General features: G+C 47.8%; 11 protein-coding genes. 10 read left to right on the forward strand and 1 reads right to left on the reverse strand.

Going from position 1 to position 17,652, the window contains the following annotated elements:
- Positions 1-242 precede the first annotated feature (242 nt).
- The 9 genes from IEY18_RS09940 to IEY18_RS09980 all read left to right on the forward strand — a co-directional run bounded on the left by IEY18_RS09940 (position 243) and on the right by IEY18_RS09980 (position 14,856).
- Positions 243-2,126, forward strand: a complete 1,884-nt coding sequence (locus IEY18_RS09940; RefSeq protein WP_188920323.1) for a sigma-54-dependent Fis family transcriptional regulator — start codon at positions 243-245, stop codon at positions 2,124-2,126.
- A gap of 314 nt (positions 2,127-2,440) precedes the next feature.
- Positions 2,441-4,159 (forward strand): hypothetical protein, encoded by a 1,719-nt coding sequence (locus IEY18_RS09945; RefSeq protein ID WP_188920326.1) that lies wholly within the window; start codon positions 2,441-2,443, stop codon positions 4,157-4,159.
- A gap of 130 nt (positions 4,160-4,289) precedes the next feature.
- Positions 4,290-4,817 carry a peroxiredoxin family protein gene (locus IEY18_RS09950; protein ID WP_188920328.1) on the forward strand — a complete coding sequence of 176 codons (528 nt, stop codon included), beginning with the start codon at positions 4,290-4,292 and terminating at the stop codon, positions 4,815-4,817.
- 225 nt (positions 4,818-5,042) lie between these two features.
- Entirely contained in the window at positions 5,043-6,023 is a 981-nt protein-coding gene (gene acuI, locus IEY18_RS09955) for an acrylyl-CoA reductase (NADPH) (RefSeq protein ID WP_188920330.1), read from the forward strand.
- A 540-nt stretch (positions 6,024-6,563) separates the two neighbouring features.
- Complete coding sequence (locus IEY18_RS09960; protein WP_188920332.1) at positions 6,564-8,213, forward strand: hypothetical protein; 1,650 nt, start codon at positions 6,564-6,566, stop codon at positions 8,211-8,213.
- A 4-nt stretch (positions 8,214-8,217) separates the two neighbouring features.
- Positions 8,218-9,816 carry a hypothetical protein gene (locus IEY18_RS09965; RefSeq protein WP_188920334.1) on the forward strand — a complete coding sequence of 533 codons (1,599 nt, stop codon included), beginning with the start codon at positions 8,218-8,220 and terminating at the stop codon, positions 9,814-9,816.
- Positions 9,816-11,429, forward strand: coding sequence for an ankyrin repeat domain-containing protein (locus IEY18_RS09970; protein ID WP_188920336.1), 1,614 nt, complete (start codon positions 9,816-9,818; stop codon positions 11,427-11,429). The genes IEY18_RS09965 and IEY18_RS09970 overlap by 1 nt, the downstream gene beginning before the upstream one ends.
- A gap of 172 nt (positions 11,430-11,601) precedes the next feature.
- Positions 11,602-14,166 carry a DMSO/selenate family reductase complex A subunit gene (locus IEY18_RS09975; RefSeq protein WP_188920338.1) on the forward strand — a complete coding sequence of 855 codons (2,565 nt, stop codon included), beginning with the start codon at positions 11,602-11,604 and terminating at the stop codon, positions 14,164-14,166.
- A gap of 12 nt (positions 14,167-14,178) precedes the next feature.
- Positions 14,179-14,856, forward strand: a complete 678-nt coding sequence (locus IEY18_RS09980; RefSeq protein WP_188920340.1) for a 4Fe-4S dicluster domain-containing protein — start codon at positions 14,179-14,181, stop codon at positions 14,854-14,856.
- Here the strand turns inward: IEY18_RS09980 and IEY18_RS09985 are convergent.
- Complete coding sequence (locus IEY18_RS09985) at positions 14,853-15,812, reverse strand: LysR family transcriptional regulator (RefSeq protein ID WP_188920342.1); 960 nt, start codon at positions 15,810-15,812, stop codon at positions 14,853-14,855. The two genes, IEY18_RS09980 and IEY18_RS09985, sit on opposite strands and share 4 nt — an antisense overlap.
- 310 nt (positions 15,813-16,122) lie before the next feature.
- Between IEY18_RS09985 and ardA the strand changes: the two genes are divergently transcribed.
- Positions 16,123-17,643, forward strand: coding sequence for an acrylate reductase flavoprotein subunit ArdA (ardA, locus tag IEY18_RS09990; protein WP_188920344.1), 1,521 nt, complete (start codon positions 16,123-16,125; stop codon positions 17,641-17,643).
- The last annotated feature ends 9 nt before the right edge of the window (positions 17,644-17,652 follow it).

Raw genomic sequence — 17,652 nt, forward strand, 5'->3', positions numbered from 1 at the left:
TCAATTGAGCTGTCATGCCATCTGCTCGGTGAACATCGGATTGAACAGTGGCACAAACATATGATCTAAAACGCAATTAGCACGCCAGCTCTATGCTGGTTGTAGATTAATTCTGGTAACTGTATGATGAATAGCGTAAAAAATAGTCAGTTTGTGTGGATGCCTCATTTCACTGAAATCGGTTCCGTTGTCGCACTGTGACAAGCTTGCACACGTCAGTTGTGCCAAAACGGAACACTATTATGTCGCTAAAATCTTCTCAAGATTGGCTGACGGACTCATGGTCTCGTAGCCAAGCCTCTGGCCTATTGGAAACGGCCAAACCTGATGACTATCGCTTGTCTAATGCGGGCCTTGAACATAAACGTCATCTCCATCAGCAGTTGATCGAATTGGTACAATCCCACGCCGTGCCTTTGTTTAAGCAGTTGATGGCGCATAGCGCGAGTCGCTTAATCTTGTCGGATCGAGATGGCTTTGTGTTGCAGTATTGGGGGGCAGAGCAGTACTCCAATAAAATGGCAACCGTGGCATTGGATGCTGGTGTGAATTGGCATGAGCAGCATAAGGGGACGAATGCTATCGGAACCGCGCTTGCTGCGCGTCAGGCGGTCAGCGTGATCGGTGAGCAGCACTTTTTTAGTCAACATCGTTTTATGAGCTGCAGTGCTTGTCCTATATTCTCGCCAAGTGGCGACTTAGTCGCTGTGTTGGATATTACCAGCGAACAGCAAAAGCATAGCCAGCAAACATTAATGCTCGTTTCGAGCTTGGCCCAGCAAGTTGAAACCGCTTTATTATGTCATTTGCCCGATAGCCATTATCGTGTTGATGTGGCTGCGCAATCCAATTTGGTTCATTCAGGCTGGCAAGGCATTGTTGTGGCAGATCGCGAAGGTAAGCTATTGGGCTGTAACCCCATGGCAAAACAGCTACTCACTCGACCCCAGATTGGGGATGATCTTGCCAAGCATTTTGGGCAAGACTGGAACCTAGCGCGTAGCATCTCCGCTGCCGCAAATCTTCATGTGCAAACGCAATCGTTACCGCAGATCAAGGCATTCAAACATCCTCGAGTGTTACCAGCACGACAGGAGCCAACCAAAAATCAGCAGGTTGAAGTTCGCTTTCACGACCCTAAATTAGAGCGTGCTTGGCAGCAAGCGAACAAAGTTGTGAGCCGGAGTATCCCACTGTTGATCTTAGGGGAAACCGGCGTCGGCAAGGAGCAGTTTGTTAAAAAACTTCATAGTCAAAGCGCCCGCCAGCAGCACCCTTTGGTTGCGGTTAACTGTGCGGCAATCCCTGCTGAATTGGTCGAGTCGGAGTTATTTGGTTACCAAGCCGGTGCTTTTACTGGGGCGAGTCGTACTGGTTTTGTGGGGAAGATCCGTGAGGCTCATCGGGGTTTTTTATTTTTGGATGAAATTGGAGAAATGCCTTTGGCCGCGCAAGGACGGTTATTGCGGGTGCTACAGGAACGAGAAGTGACCCCCATCGGCAGTAACTCGGCGTACAAAGTGGATATTCAAGTGGTTGCTGCGACCCATACCGACTTGCCTTCCCGTGTCGCGCAAGGCTTGTTCCGTGAAGATCTATATTATCGTCTCAATGGTCTGTTAGTGAGCCTGCCGCCTTTAAGGGAGCGTCTTGATAAAAACAGAATTATTCATAAGTTACATCGGCGCTATGGCGATAGCGGTCAACAAATTTCCCCGCAATTGCTTAACACTTTGAGTGAATATCATTGGCCAGGGAATTTACGGGAACTCGATAATCTGATGCAAGTTGCATGTTTAATGGCCGAAGGGCAGGCGCAACTACAATGGCATCACTTAAGTGATTTACAACAGCAATTGCTTTTGCGTCAGCCAACGACAACGCAGCTCGAACCCTCTGCTCAAACGGACGCAGCGGATAGTGCCTTTCACCATCAATATGCAGATAATTCGGTACCAGCTCGGCAAGCGCCGATTTCGACAACGATTCCCATACAGCAAACGGTAGAGGCTGAAGTTCGGCAGGTTTACCTCGCTTGTCAGGGGAATGTGAGTGCAGCGGCAAAGCAACTAGGGGTCAGTCGCAACACGCTGTATCGTAAGCTGAAAAAGTTTGGCCTGAGGTGAATGACGGGATAATTAAACGCGAATAAAACCACTTTTTTGCGTTGATTGCACTTCCTTATATCGAACCCGAGAACGGCGTTGGCTTCAAAGCTTGTATAATTTAGCGGCAATAAACGAGAGTTAGTGCGAATTCGTCGCATTTATCTAGATGAATAGGTTGAATCAACATTTTTATTATATAGAATCCTAACTTACGCCGTTGTGAGTATGGGATTACCCCGGCCTAAAGGCGAATTCAAGCCTTGAACGGACTAATGCCACTGTATATTTTCATCGTGCTTCACAATAAATGGATGATTAGAGGAAGTGACCCTATGAAAAAGTTAATTATTGGCGCTGCCGTTGTCGCCGCGGGTGCGGCTGGTTACTGGTATAGCCAACAGCAAAGTGGCCCAAATATTCTGGATTATATTCCGGCTGACACCGCAATGCTCTCGGTTCAGACCAAGCCTTTCCCGATTAAAAACTATATTGATAGCGCCGGCGGTATTTATGGTGATGAGTATAATCAGGCAGTACTTGCCGAATTGCAGAATGAGACCGACCCCCACGCCGTATTTATTACTAGCCTACTGAAAGCCTATTTAGAGTCGATGAAAGATGGTGCCACGTTTGTTAAAACGTTTGGCTTACCTGATGAAGCGCGTAGCTACTTCTATATGCAAGGTGCTTTACCCGTATTTCGCATGGATATTGCCAATCCACAAGCCATATGGACATTGCTAGATAAGGCTGAAGCTGACAGTGGCATCACCCACGAAAAGCGCACCCTGCGAGATGTTGAATACCGAGCTTACCGCCTGACGGATGAAACTGATGACGCTGCAATTGACATGGTTGTGGCGACGAACGCCGGTTTGTTAACGATCACGTTCAATACCTCAATCAATGAGCCTGGTTTGCTCGAAAGTGCTTTGGGTCTGGTGCCTTATCCACAGTCAATAGCTAAAGCAAAAACAATCGAGAAAACAATTGCTAAATATGGATTTAAAGAAGAAGGCATTAGTTACATTGATCATCAGCAAATTGTCACCGCCTTGGTGACGAAAGATGGCAACTTGCTTGCAAAGCATGTGCAAAAATTCTTTGAGCTGGTCAATGAAGATCCTCTGGCGGAGATGCGGAGCGCAGAGTGTAAAAATGATCTCACGGGGATTGTGGCAAACTGGCCCCGCACTGTGATTGGCCTTGATGCGCTCAATGTTACGCCTAAAGCCATGCAAATGGATTTTCGCACCGTGCTTGAAAGTAATAACTCTGTGATTATGTCTGCTCTGCAGAAAATGCGCGGATTTATACCGAACTATACCGCCAATATCGATCAGCTAGTCACCTCGTTTGGTTTCGGCTTTAATGTCAATGAGATGGTGCCATCACTCACTGCTATCTGGGATGATGTATTACAGGTTAAGTATCAATGTGCGCCATTGGCAGAAATGCAGAATGAATTGTCTCAACAAAGCCCTGCGATGCTCGGTATGGCGACAGGTATGGCTAATGGTGTGCAAGGTATGAGCATTGCGATTGCAGATTTTGAGTTGGGTGAAGATATGAATAACCCAAGTCTAACATCCCTTGATGCGTTGATTACATTGTCTGCTGAAAACCCTGCGATGTTGGTGAATATGATCAAACCTATGGTGCCACAGCTCGCAAATATCCAAGTGCCGACGGATGGCTCTGCCGTCGATCTGTCTGGTGTGTTGCCCATTCCGGCTCAGGTTGGTGTTCAGCCTAAATTGGCTGTTAAAGGAAAGCATATTGTCATTTACAGTGGTGAGAAAAGTTTGGCTATGGCAGACAAGCTTGCGAGCGAGCCACTGACTGGCAATGGTATGATGTTAATTACTTTTGACTACAAAAAATTGTTTACGCCATTGCTGCGCTATGCAGAGCAGTATGGTGAAGAGTTACCACCCGAAGTTATTCAGCTGAAAGATTATGATGGCCAAACCAGTGTTGACATTGATGTAACAGAGCAAGGTGTCGTGGTTGCTGCTGGAATGAAGATGAACAACAATAAATTGAACTAATTTGTGCCATTGAGCGTATGATAAACGTCAATCACCATGAGTGATTGGCGTTTTTTATTGCGCTTCATCAAATGCCTCAGGTTGAGAGGTAACTCTATGAAGCTCGGCTCGACAGAAAAGGACTCGCACCATGTTCAATAAAATAAAAATGATATTGCTAGCCTGCATTTTTTTGCCAATGGCGGCGCAAGCCACCGATTTGAAAGTTGGCGATATAGCGCCAAATTTTAAGCTGCAAGCGACGGACGGCCACTATTACCAACTCAGTGATTATCTCGGCAAGCAAGTGGTGGTGTTGGCTTGGTATCCGATGGCAAATACACGGGGCTGCACGTTAGAGTGCAAATCTTTAACTCAAAAAGGTCATCTGATCCGCGAATATAATGCGGCTTATATGATGGCCAGTGTTGATGATCTGGAAGACAATCAAAAATTTGCCCGTGAGCAAAAAGCAGATTTTCCAATGTTGAGTGATCCGAGTAAGGAAACCGCCAAAGCATACGATGTGCTGAACTTTGTACGCGTAGCAAGCCGCGTGACTTTTTATATTGGCAAAGACGGTAAAATCATCCACATCGACGATGATATTGATACCGCCAAAGCCGCAGAAGAAATTGTCGCTAACTTAGTTGATTTGTCAGTAGAAAAAGCGGACTAACCCAGTGCTGTTGACCGGTTAATCCGGTCAGCTATTTGGCCAAGTCACACTATGAGCTGCTCTGCATGCAGCGCGGCTCACATCTTTGATTGTTTCCTGCCTATTCCCCATTCGTCGTGTTGTCCCATGCACTCACTGCATTTAGTCTATGCAACAGATGCAGTTCATTCATCCGTCTGATTCGCCTATGCTAATGGGCTATGACTCACGTAACAGGAATTCAATATGTTCAACGCTCTGGTATTAACGCAGGAAGGCAAGGCCACCCACGCAGAAGTTCGTCAACTCACGCAAGACGACTTGCCAGCAGGCGAGGTTCTCGTTGATGTCGCTTGTTCGTCTCTGAACTATAAAGATGGTTTGGCAGTCACCGGAACGGGAAGAATTATTCGCGAATTCCCGATGGTTCCAGGCATTGATTTTGCCGGAACGGTTGCTGAGTCTGCAGACCCTCGTTATGCCGTTGGTGACAAAGTGATCCTTACTGGTTGGGGTGTCGGCGAAAACCACTGGGGCGGCATGGCGCAAAAGGCGCGAGTAAAAGCAGATTGGTTAGTGCCTATGCCTGCTGCCTGTGATGAGCGCAAAGCCATGATGATCGGTACTGCTGGTTTAACTGCGATGTTGTGTGTGCAAGCCTTGCAAAATGCGGGCGTGACGCCTGAGTCTGGCGAAGTGCTAGTCACAGGTGCTAGTGGTGGTGTTGGCTCTGTTGCTGTGACCTTGTTAGCAAAGGCTGGCTATACCGTTGTGGCTTCAAGTGGCCGGGTTGAAGAAAACGGCCCATTGTTAAAGCAACTTGGCGCTGCTGAAATCTTGCCGCGAGAAGAGCTTGAAAAAGACGCGCGCCCGTTGGAGCGTCAGCGCTGGGCAGGTGTCGTGGATACCGTGGGCAATAAAGTATTGGCAGCAGCGCTAGCACAAATGAACTATGGTGGCTCTGTCGCCGCTTGTGGTTTAGCCGGCGGTTTTGCGCTACCAACCACAGTGATGCCATTTATCTTGCGCGGCGTGAACCTGCTTGGGGTTGATTCTGTGGCGTGCCCATATGACAAGCGAGTTGCTGCCTGGGATGCGATCTTAGCGCTCCTTCCTGAGTCATATTACGCGCAAGCATGTCAGACCGTTGCGCTTGCAGATGTGCCGGAATATGCAGCTAAGATCGTGAAAGGCCAAGTGACAGGTCGGGTGCTGATTCAGCTGTAATGGTGTATTGAATACGCGCAATGAATCGATTCAATCGGGGGGCTTTGAGCTCCCTTTTTTTGTCTTCGAATTGTGATTTTATACGATAGAGGGTTGAATTTATATGCGGGTAACCCACCTAAATACTCAGGAGTGAAGGTGTGAAGATATTTTTTGCACAGCATTTTTTTCGGTTTAAATTCTAGTTCGTTGTCGTTGATTTGCAACCAAGCACTGCTTTTGTTCAAGCCTTTAAAAATACGTTTCGTATCAAACCTCTCTTAGTACATCCTTAGCATACCGCATGCCATTCAACTTGTTATTTTCGTTAACTTTTGCCCATGTTTGTAGGACTTCTAGATTGTGAAATTCTACATCAAGTAATTGTTAATAAAGCAATTATAAATTGTGATTAATTTAACTCAAACAGAAGTACCAAAGTTAGCGATACAGACATCAGCTCAGGACAAAATTTGACCTTGATCAAACTTTTAGCGGGGCAGTTATGCGGTACTTGTAATTGCAGAATTGTTAATTAACAGCAACGCAAAGGATGGTGTTATGAACAAGTCCACCCCCCAATTTCCCCATGCTTCCCCACCTTGGCTGCTCATTGTTTGTGCAAGTTTATTCTTATCAGGCGCGAAAGGTTGTAAACCTGAAAAAGAACTCGTTGATGATGCCATAGAAGAAGCGACTGGAACCGTTTATTCAGTTAGCCATACGTTTAGTGTCAATGATGTGCTTGGTGGCTTTGATGGCGTCACTTATGCAGAAAACCCCAATATCATTTGTGGCATCGGTGGCGAGAGCCCTGCATGTCCTGAGGGTGCTGCTCAACCAAAGGCCGTGAAAAAGGGCGGGGAGATGATGTATCCCGTCGACAGTGAATTTGGCTTTTATGTTCAAGATTTTGTTGGCGCGGCTGAAAAAATTTATGACCAAGATTATGGCGAAGGTTGGGTTGGTAACATTGATGATGGATTACTAGTTGCCAATGCAAAAACTGTCGTATTTAAAGCCCCAAAACGTACAGGTACATGGTGTGCGGGTCTTGGCGGTGGTCTGGTGAAATGTTCCAGTGAACATTACACCACTTTAGAGCATGTATTGACCTGTTATGAGTCGGTGCCTTACACCACAGATGATCCCACCACGGGTGAGCAAAAAAATCTAACGAACCCATATGACAATAGCGTTATTGGTAATTGTGCCGACGCTAAGCTTGATAATGCGCTTCATATTATGCGCGCAGGCGAGCTCACCGACGAGCTATTGCATAGTACGGTGCCCGGCGAACAGATGATCGCCAATGAATCGACTGTGCGTGATGATATTGCCGTGGGTCGCGACTACAGTGTGACGCTGAAAGATGATGGCAAGCCTTTGTACCGTTGGGGCAATGCTGTGAAGCGTCCAAATGATGTACGCCTTTACGTTCGTATGGCGTTGCCTGATGAATGGAAAGTTGAAGGTGCAGAGTTCAAGGTATTGAATGCGGCGCTCATTGTGCATCATCAGATCACCAATAACCCTAATGATCAGCTGCGTCCAGAAGATATGGAAAACGAAGCCGCGATTGGTCAGTTGCCAGAGTATTTGGTTTCAGGCGCAGATTGGGTCTCTACCAAAGAATGCTATGAAGGTGATGGTGATTACATTCCATCGGGCACTTTATTTAAAAATAGCCTGTTTGCCCAAGAGGGTAGCTTCTCTGCAGACCTCCAAGATGGCTTGACGAATGCATGGTATACCACCACAGACCGTGACCCATTTGCTGGCGTTCTGGATGATGAAGATAACGTATTAGGCGGCCCTCGTTGGCGCTTGAAGTCAAATAAATTTGGTCAGGATATTCCGTCCTTAACCATCCCAGAACAAAACTGCTTGCAGCCGCCATTTTCCCACGGGATTGATAAGTACCCAGCTGGAGATAAAACCACCACGATTATCAACTTACTTGATTTTGATGAGGGTGTGGAATCACCACTGGCTTCGAGCTTAGGTTGGATTGATGCAAGCCAAAACTCAGTCAACATCTCTAAAGGTTTTGGTGAGGATACTTCTGGTCCTAATGGCTTGTCGGTAAATGGATTACCCCTCACTGAAGATTTTGATTTAGCGGTGTATGTGAAAGGTGATGCCAAAGGTGCGCGACTTTATGACGTCACGCTACACATTGAATATGAAGCTGTGGAAGCAGAGGAGTAATGTGATGAGAAACTTCAAATTAAAACTCAGCTTATGGAACTGTATTCGCTGTGCGCTTGGGTTACCGCTGGTACTGATGTTTGCTACCGCCCATGGCGAAACTGTGATGACTACCGAAACTCATACCTTCAGTATTAATGACGTACAAGGTGGCGCTAATTTTGCCACTTATGCGATGGATAAGAGCATTGTCTGTGGCTTGGCTGATAGCGTGCATACCACATGTCCACCTGAAGCGATGCAACCTAAAACTGATAAAGATGAACGCACTCTGTTCCCGATAGAAAGCAATCTTGGGTTTATCGTGTCTGATTTTGTCGGTGCAGCTGATCGTATATTTGATGAAGATTATGGGGAAGGCTATGCGGGAAACGTCACCGACATTGTCCATGGCAACGGCCTCGCTGTGTCGAATACACCCACCAATGTTTTTAAAACCCTTGACCCTTATGGCACTTGGTGTGCAGGTTTAGGCGGCAAAACCGTGAAATGTTCGTCAGAACACTATGTGGTCATGGAGCATGTGCTGACGTGTAATGAAAGCGTTCCTTATTCAACCGAAGATCCAAGTACCGCTGAGCAAAAGAAGCTTGTCGACCCGCTAAGTCAAGACGTTATCGGCACCTGTGCCGATGCAACGCTTGCCAATGAGCTTAAAATTGTCCGTGAAGGTTTGATGACCGATGAAGTGCTAGCCAGTACGGTTCCTGGCGAGCAAATGATAGCGAATGAATCGACAGTTCGCGATGATATTGCTGTAGGCAAAGATTATTCCATTACCCTTAAAGATGATGGCAAGCCATTGTACCGCTGGGGAAACGCAGTGAAGCGCCCCATTGACATTCGCCTCTATGCAAAAATGCCATTACCCGCCTTGTGGAAAGAAAATCCAACCACACCCTATGTGGTGCAAAGTGCCACACTTGCAATTACTCATACCATTACCAATAACCCGAATGACCAAATTCGTCCTGAAGATATGGAAAACGAAGATGCCATTGGTCGATTACCCGAGTATCTAGTTGAGGGTGAAAACTGGCAGTCTGGACGGGATTGCTACGAAGGGGATGGCGATTTCATTCCTGCAGGCACGCTGTTTAAGAATGCTGCTTTTGGCAATCCTGATGCGTTCTCTGAAGATCTCAAAAAAGGGTTGACCAACGCATGGTACACCACAACTAATCGCGAACCTTTTGAGCCCGGAGTGGATGTTGGACCGCGCTGGCGACTCAAGCCGAACAAATATGGTCAAGATGTCCCCGGGCTAGAAATTGCGAATGGTGAAACTGAATGTTTGCAGGCACCTCCCTTTGATAAAGAAGATCAAAAATATGTGGTGGGCGAGATTGTTACAACAACCATTGACCTGCTTGACTTTGATGGTGAATCACCGCTGGCGACAAGCCTCGGCTGGGTCGATGCAAGCCAAAACTCTGTCAATATTGGTGCCGAAAATGAGCAGGTGAGTGATGGCAATGGGGTTTCGATAAACCATCTGCCCTTAACCGAAGATTTTGACTTAGCCATCTATATCAAAGGTGACAAAAAAGCTGTCGAAATCTACAACGCAGTGCTCAATATTGAATGGGATAACGGACTCTAATGATGAAATTACTCAACGGTCGAATGGCGCAGTTTGCTCTGAGACGTTGGATGAGAGGTTATGGGCTGATGGTGGTGTTTGTTTTACCAGCAGCCCAAGCTCTTACCGTTTCAGAACAGATTCCTGATAAAGCGGTAGCTATAAAGACACCGATGCATGTGCAAGAAAGCGCTCGCGCTAATGACGTCACGCCAGCGCGGGGCTCTGTTATGACCCCTCAAGCTGATTTAGGTCACGACAGCGTCAGGCAGCGCGATGGATTTACGCCGTTAATGCTTGCAGTGAATAGCGGTGATGTCGCAGCAGCGCAGCAGCTTCTTGCTGAAAAGGCGCAGTTCAATGCAAGGGATGCGTATCAACGAACGGCCCTATATCTTGCGGTAAAGCAGCAACACATCGCGATGGTTCAAGCCCTGCTCGAGGCCAAAGTGAACGTCCACTTAGCTGATGAGCATGAGGTTTCACCACTGATGCTGGCGGTTCGGGATCGGCAAATGCAGATCACCAAATTACTTCTAGATGCTGGTGCTGATCCTAATCGGGCGGATGTCAAAGGCAGAACGCCGTTGTTGATCGCAGTAACGCGGCACGATAATGATTTGGCCAAGCTGCTCATCAGTGCGGGTGCAGATATCCGAAGCCGTGATCAACATGGGCGAACCCCCATCATGGCTGCCGCAGACAATGGTAATGTGAGTCTTATACAGTTGCTTATCAAAGAAGGTGTGGACATTCGTGAGCGGGATAAGTACCAGCACAGCGTGCTGCACTTGGCGGCAAAAGGAGGCAGTTTACCGGCGATAAAAGCACTGCTGGAGCATGGGGTTGATGTCAATGAACGTCAGCAGCATGGATTTACGCCATTGATGTATGCGGTACAACATGGCCACTATGATATTGCGAAACTACTGCTTGCAAGCGGTGCACTGGTCAACGCTCAAAATAGTGGTCAAGTCACGGCATTGATGATGGCCGCAGGGGGGGGCTATGACGAGATCCTCTCGCTACTGCTCGAGCATAAAGCAAAGGTGAACTTGCATAATACACCGGGATGGAATGCCTTATTTTATGCCATTGCGGATAATCAGTATCAGGCTGCCCGCCGATTGATCCAAGCTCGGATTGATCTCAACTGGCAAGATAGCCGCGGCGCGACAGCATTACTGCTCGCAGCGGGCAATAGCAGTTATGACATTGCCAAGTTGCTCATAGACAGTGGTGCCAAATCTGAGCTTTATGATCATCAACACCTTACCCCTTTAATGGCCGCCTCTTTAGCGGGAAATGTGGAACTCGTGACTCAACTTGCGAAACGCAAAGGTGCTGTTACGGAGGCCGATAAAATGGGTCGTACCGCTTTACATTGGGGGGTGCAAAGCAACAATCCAGACATCGTGCAGCAACTGCTCAATCAAGGCGCACAAATTAATGCTGTTGATCATAAACAACGGACGCCCTTGATGACCGCCGCAGTGCTGAATAAGTGTGACAGTGTTGAGATCCTGCTCGCGAAGGGCGCGAATAAAAAATTACAAGATAAGCAAGGGAAAACGGCGGCAGATTGGGCGCTAGCCAAAGGATATAAGCAGCTCAGTGAGCAGCTTAGATTCTAGGCGAACCAGGAGCAAGTCCAGTAACTAAAATGCGCAAAGTCACCGATGTGGAATGAAAAGCAATGCCAGTAGATAGGCGTGAGAGCGAAGCTCTTGTCACAAATGGAGCTTGTTCGCTGAAATTCATCATGGCTTTTACTGATGTTGTTTCACCAAATAAGGGATTTGGGTTATGGAACGACGAAGTTTTTTAAAAATGAGTGCAGCCATGAGCTGTGCCGCAAGCGTAGTTGGTTGTGGGTCAAGTGATACCCGTAGTTCAAGTGACCCAGAAAAACCGCCCGTGACCACCACGGATCCCCAACCTGCTGCTGAAGTGGTGAACTGGTCGGCATGTTTAGTCAACTGTGGCTCTAACTGCCCACTGAAAGTCTATTCCAAAGATGGCGTGATTACACGAGTCTCATCCGAGCATGAAACTGCGGATACCTATGGGGTTGATCAGCAAATCCGAGCCTGTCCACGTGGGCTGTCCATGCGGCAACGTAACTATGCACCGGATCGCCTAACCAAGCCGATGAAACGTGTTGGTCCACGCGGCGAAGGCCAGTTTGTCGCGATAACGTGGGATGAAGCTTTTCAAGAAATCGCCGCCAAAATTCAACAAGTTAACCAAGACTATGGCCCCGAAGCGATCTATTGCCATTATGGCACGGGGGCTTATTACGGCTTTGCAAATAACAAATCCACTTGGCATCGGCTCCTGAATTTAACCGGCGGCTTTTTAAATCATCATTGGGATTATTCTTGGGCTGGCGTCTATGCCGCATGCATGGCGAGTTACGGTTACCAATGGGACAGCATTGCCGGTAGTAGCTTAAGTGAAATTGCGAACTCAGATCTTTTTGTCGGTTTTGGCTTTAATCCCAATGAAATTCGTATGAGTGGGTCCGGTGAAGGCTATGACTTTGTCAAAGCACTAGAGTCCAATCAGCAGAATATTCAGGTCTACATGGTTGATCCAAGATATACAGATTCCATGCGAGGGTTGGAGCACCACTGGTTGGCTATCCGACCCGGAACGGATGCTGCTTTAATTGAAGCAGTGATCTATCAACTGATTCACTCGGGCTGGGTGAACACGAATGCCAAGTCGTTCCTAGATACCTATTGTGTCGGGTTCGATAAAGCGTCACTGGAACAAGCCAAGCGTGATATTGAGGCGCATCCCGAGCCATTTATTCAACAACATGCTCAGTATATTGACCCAGATGACAACTACCATGACTATATTTTAGGGCTAGGAAAATATGCGGCACAAGGTGCGAGAACAGCGACTTGGGCTGCAGCTATTTGTGGCGTCACTGAGACGGATATCGTGGCGCTTGCTGACGCAATCATGACGGCGCAGACGCCCTATATCACTGCTGGTGCAGGCATTAGTCGCCATGCCAATGGAGATCAAGCAACGCGGGCTGTTTATACACTCGCGATGATGACCGGTAAAATTGGGCGCTCAGGGGTGAACAGTGGTGCCATGCCCCGCAACTACGGCTTCCCGATGGCAAAAATGCCAACGGGAACGAATCCTGTTGATGTGACAATTCCCGTCTTTACTTGGTCGGATGCGATTGTTCGTGGCGCAAGCTTTACCGGCATCAGTGATGGTGTGCGCTATACCGCCAGTGGTGCGGTTGAAAACAAGGTTGATAATAATACCGCCGCGTTGCCTCACAATATCAAAATGGTGATTAATTGTGCTGGAAACGCCTTAGTTAATCAGCACTCCGATAGTAACGCTACGGCAGCGATTCTTGCTGATGAAAGCTTGTGTGAAATGATAGTCGTATGTGATTGCTGGATGACGCCAAGTGCACGTTATGCCGATATCTTATTGCCAGATACCACCTGGTTAGAGTCGGAAGACTATGCCAACGATAGTTATGCTTCGGGACAATTGGCTTACCTCACGATGATGAGCTCTTCATTAAAACCCCTTGGTGATGCGAAGTCGATGTACGACATCTGTAGCGGAATTGCAGAAAAGCTTGGCGTTCAACAGGCGTTTACCGAAGGACGAACAACCCAGCAATGGTGTGAAGAGCTATACCAGCAAACTCGGGCAAAAAATCCAGATGTAGTGATGCCAGAAAGCTATGCCGAGGCACAGCAGCAAGGATTGTTCAGAAAGCATGTGCCAGAAGCGCATATTGCCTATCGAGATTATATTCAGGATCCTCTGGCAAATCCGCGGCAAACCGTGAGCGGTAAGTTTGAGATCTACTCGATTTCATTGGCACGAAAAGCAGCTACTTGGACGCTCAATGCCGGCGATTTGATTACGCCACTTCCGCAATATGTCGTGACTTGGGATGGATTTGAAGACCCTGCTACTAGGGATGATTATCCAATCCAATTATGCGGTTACCACACGAAGGGACGAACTCATTCAAGCTTCCATAATGTCCCTTGGATGCGAGAGGCTGTTGAAGATGCGGTTTGGTTACATCCTCTGCAAGCACAGGAGCGAGGGCTGACAACGGGAGATCGTGTTGTGGTGTTCAATGCTCGGGGAACCATTCGGACCCAGGTTAAAGTCACGCCACGTGTTAGCCCTGGGGTGGCCATGCTTGGTCAAGGCGCATGGTATGCGCCCAGCCAAAACCAAGAGGTGGGACCATCAGGTCACGTCATCGATACCGGTGGCTGCCTCAATGTGTTAACTAAGTATCATCCTTCGCCAATTGCGAAAGGAAATCCGCAGCATACCAATCGGGTGCAAATCCAAAAGGCTTAAAGGGAGTTTGATATGGCCAAGTTAACCCATTATGGATTTTACTTTGATAGCCGTAAATGTACTGGTTGTAAGGCGTGTCATATTGCCTGCAAAGACCGGATGCAACGCGTATTGCGACCCGAAACGGACGTTACGCAAGTCGGTGTCGATAGCTTACAAGGCATGCTTTGGCGGCGCGTTTATGAGTACGGTGGCGGCGACTGGATCGCGCAGAGTGACGGCAGCTATTCGCAGAATGTATTTGCCTACTACCTTTCTTTGGGATGTAACCATTGCGCCAAACCTGTTTGCGTGAAAGTTTGTCCCGCAAAGGCCATGACTAAAAATCAAGACACAGGTTTAGTGCAAGTGGATGCAGATCTCTGCATCGGGTGCAATAGCTGTGCAAGGGCGTGCCCCTACGACGCCCCGCAAATGGATAGTGCAAGGCGCGTGATGACCAAGTGTGATGGCTGTGCAGAGCGGCTTGAAGAAGGTTTACAGCCGGAATGTGTTGCAGCATGTCCATTGCGAGCACTGGACTTTGACACCATGGAGAATCTGCAAGCCAAGTATGGTTTAGGAGATGGACATATTGCGCCACTCCCTGTACCTGCGACGATGACACCGAACTTAATCATTAAAGCGAGCCGTCATGCGCAGCCTGCAGGATCGGGCAATGGTCGAGTATTGAATCCAGCAGAAGTTTAACCGGCCACGATAGATGTCGGCTCACTCGTTTGGTCGAGTGCTTGATCGATGAAAGGGGACGCTGCGAGCACAATTTCTTGCCTTAACCAGATTTGGGCTGGATCGGCATCGCAGCGTGAGTGCCAAAATAGCTTGTAGTCAACACGTGGTAATTTAAAGGGTAAAGGTTTGACTCTGAGCCGGTGGCGCTGGGCTGCGAGTTTTGCCATGCCTGCAGGCAGTGTGATGATCAGAGGGTGTTGTTGCTGCAGGCTTAAGGCGCTATCTAAATGCGAGGTTCTGAGTAATTCAACCCGAGGCGGGTAAGAGCCGATAGCCGCATCAAGCAGTGCTTTCACGCCATCACTGACGGCAATGGTCGCATGGGGGTAGTGCAAATAATCTGCAACTGTGAGTGGGGTATCTGCCAGCGGGTGGTTTGCTGAGAGTAAGCAACTGACACCGACTTCACCCAGATATTGGTGCTTTAATAGATGGGTTTGGCTGATGGCGCGGCAAATGGCCATATCAACGCCCTGAACCCCAAGTTGTGATTGTAAGTCTTGATGTTGCACTGGCACGACATTGAGCCTAATTTTGGGTGCTTGGCTGTAAATTTTGGGGATTACAAAAGGTAAGACGGCTTGCATGGCAAAATCAGTTGCGGCAATGGTAAATTGACGATGGCAGCTTTTAGGATCAAAGCCATTGGGCGTAAGTATTTTGAGCAGCTGGGCCGTAGGCTGTTGTAGCTGTTCATAGCATTGTAAGGCAAATTCTGTTGGGAGAAGTTGCTGACCCACACGCGAGAAAAGTGGATCATGCAGCAATTCCCGCAGGCGCGATAAGATACGGCTAGTGGCGGATTGACTCAAGTGTAAGCGTTTGGCTGCAAGGGTGACGCTTCGCTCTTCAACCAAAACTTGTAGGGCAATGAGGAGGCTGAGATCCTTACGATATATATCTTCAAGTTTCATATGATTTTCTAGTGCTTGCTCAGTAAAAATGCGCTTGTACTTGGCAAAATATCCCCGTACTGTAGCAACACCAACCTGTGTTTTCTTGCGCTCATGTTTGAGTTGTTAGCATGGGCACATTTTGGAATTGTTTCCAAAATATTGTTGATCTCTTCCTTTCATGTTTTTTGCTGTTTTCCTCTAAATATCACTATGTTAAACCCTGCTGAATATAGGGTTTTTACTATGAGTCCCGTTTTGGAATAGGTTCCATTCATATCATATCGGCGTGTGTTCAAAACGTGTATTAAAAACTAAAGGGTGAAAACAGATGAGTGAGAAAAATCTGCTTGGCCGCCGTAATTTTATCAAAGGGTTTGGTGCCGCTGCTGGTGTAGCATTGGCCGCTCCTGCGATGGCAGTTTCAGAAAAAGCTGACGGTGTGAAATGGGATAAAGAAGTCGAAGTGATGATCATTGGGTCGGGCTTCGCAGGCTTGGCTGCTGCAATCGAGTCAGTTCGTCAAGGCGCTAAAGATGTCCATATGTTTGAAAAGATGTCGTACTTTGGCGGTAACTCTGCCATTAACGGTGGCCTATATGCTGCGCCTGGTACGCCGATGCAAAAAACTGAAGGCGTAAAGGATTCAGTTGATCGCATGGTTGCTGATCAGGTGAAGGCTGGTCGTGGTGTTGCTGATGAAGCTTTGCTTCGTCACGTTGCTGAGCATGCTGTAGAAGGTCTGCAATTGACACTTGATGCTGGTTCAGAGTACCACCCATACCTACAACAGTTAGGGGGTCACTCAGTTGCGCGTACTTACCAAACAACAGTGAGCTGTGGTGCCGGTATTACCCAACCACTGTACAAAGAGTGTAAGCGTCTAGGCGTTAAAGCGCATAACCGCTCGAAGTTTGAAGGTTTCCTTGTTGGCAAAAATGGCGAGATTGAAGGCGTTAAAATGCGTCAGAACTACCACTTCGGTGAAGATCAGCCGGGTGAAGTTCTTAACATCCGTGCAAAACGCGGAGTGATCATGGCAACGGGTGGCTTTGGCCAGAACGTTGACCTACGTATGGCTCAAGATCCAACCTTAACTGCTGAAGTGGGTTGTACCAACGCGCCAGGTGCAACAGGTGAAGGGATGTACGAAATGTTCCGTTTAGGTGCAATCCCTGTGCATTTAGCACACATCCAGTCAGGTCCTTGGGCATCACCTGATGAAGGTGGTTTTGGTTATGTATCAAACTACACCATCTTTAACTTCCCTCATTCCATGGCTGTTCACCGTCTAACTGGTAAGCGTTTCATGAACGAAATCGCTGACCGCAAGACTCGTGCTGATGCGGAGCTTTCATGTCGTGACGAGAAGGGTGAAGCAATGCCACCACTTTTGATCACAAGCTACAAGCACTCGAAGAAGCACCCGAATACCAAGAAAGTATTGAAGTACGATGTGGGTTGGAAGTTCGATTCTGTTGAAGCGTTAGCGAAGCACTTTGATGTACCGCTTAAGCCACTAAAAGAGCAAATTGCCGAGTACAACTCTTACGTTAAGTCTGGTGATGATAAGCAGTTTGGTAAGAACATGACCAAGGCGAAGGGGAAGTACATCGAAGCGCCTTTCACCGTGGTCCGTTTGTGGCCAAAAGTTCACTACTGTCAGGGTGGTGTGCAAATCAACGTGAAAGCTGAAGTGAAAGATAGCTTCACTGGTAAGTCTATTCCAAAACTTTACGCCGCAGGCGAAGTTACAGGTGGCGTACACGGTGTGAGCCGTCTAGGTAGCTGTTCTATCCCTGAGTGTATCGTTATGGGCATGACCGCTGCTCGCAGCGTGATGAAAGCTTAGTCAGACCGG

Origin of the sequence: Shewanella gelidii (genome assembly GCF_014647855.1) — a bacterium.
Classification (GTDB): Bacteria; Pseudomonadota; Gammaproteobacteria; order Enterobacterales; family Shewanellaceae; genus Shewanella; species Shewanella gelidii.

Excerpts from the sequence above, each read along its gene's own strand:
- IEY18_RS09940 (WP_188920323.1), top strand. The coding sequence starts at position 243 with ATGTCGCTAAAATCTTCTCAAGATTGGCTGACGGACTCATGGTCTCGT.
- IEY18_RS09945 (WP_188920326.1), top strand. The coding sequence starts at position 2,441 with ATGAAAAAGTTAATTATTGGCGCTGCCGTTGTCGCCGCGGGTGCGGCT.
- IEY18_RS09950 (WP_188920328.1), top strand. The coding sequence starts at position 4,290 with ATGTTCAATAAAATAAAAATGATATTGCTAGCCTGCATTTTTTTGCCA.
- acuI (WP_188920330.1), top strand. The coding sequence starts at position 5,043 with ATGTTCAACGCTCTGGTATTAACGCAGGAAGGCAAGGCCACCCACGCA.
- IEY18_RS09960 (WP_188920332.1), top strand. The coding sequence starts at position 6,564 with ATGAACAAGTCCACCCCCCAATTTCCCCATGCTTCCCCACCTTGGCTG.
- IEY18_RS09965 (WP_188920334.1), top strand. The coding sequence starts at position 8,218 with ATGAGAAACTTCAAATTAAAACTCAGCTTATGGAACTGTATTCGCTGT.
- IEY18_RS09970 (WP_188920336.1), top strand. The coding sequence starts at position 9,816 with ATGATGAAATTACTCAACGGTCGAATGGCGCAGTTTGCTCTGAGACGT.
- IEY18_RS09975 (WP_188920338.1), top strand. The coding sequence starts at position 11,602 with ATGGAACGACGAAGTTTTTTAAAAATGAGTGCAGCCATGAGCTGTGCC.
- IEY18_RS09980 (WP_188920340.1), top strand. The coding sequence starts at position 14,179 with ATGGCCAAGTTAACCCATTATGGATTTTACTTTGATAGCCGTAAATGT.
- IEY18_RS09985 (WP_188920342.1), bottom strand. The coding sequence starts at position 15,812 with ATGAAACTTGAAGATATATATCGTAAGGATCTCAGCCTCCTCATTGCC.
- ardA (WP_188920344.1), top strand. The coding sequence starts at position 16,123 with ATGAGTGAGAAAAATCTGCTTGGCCGCCGTAATTTTATCAAAGGGTTT.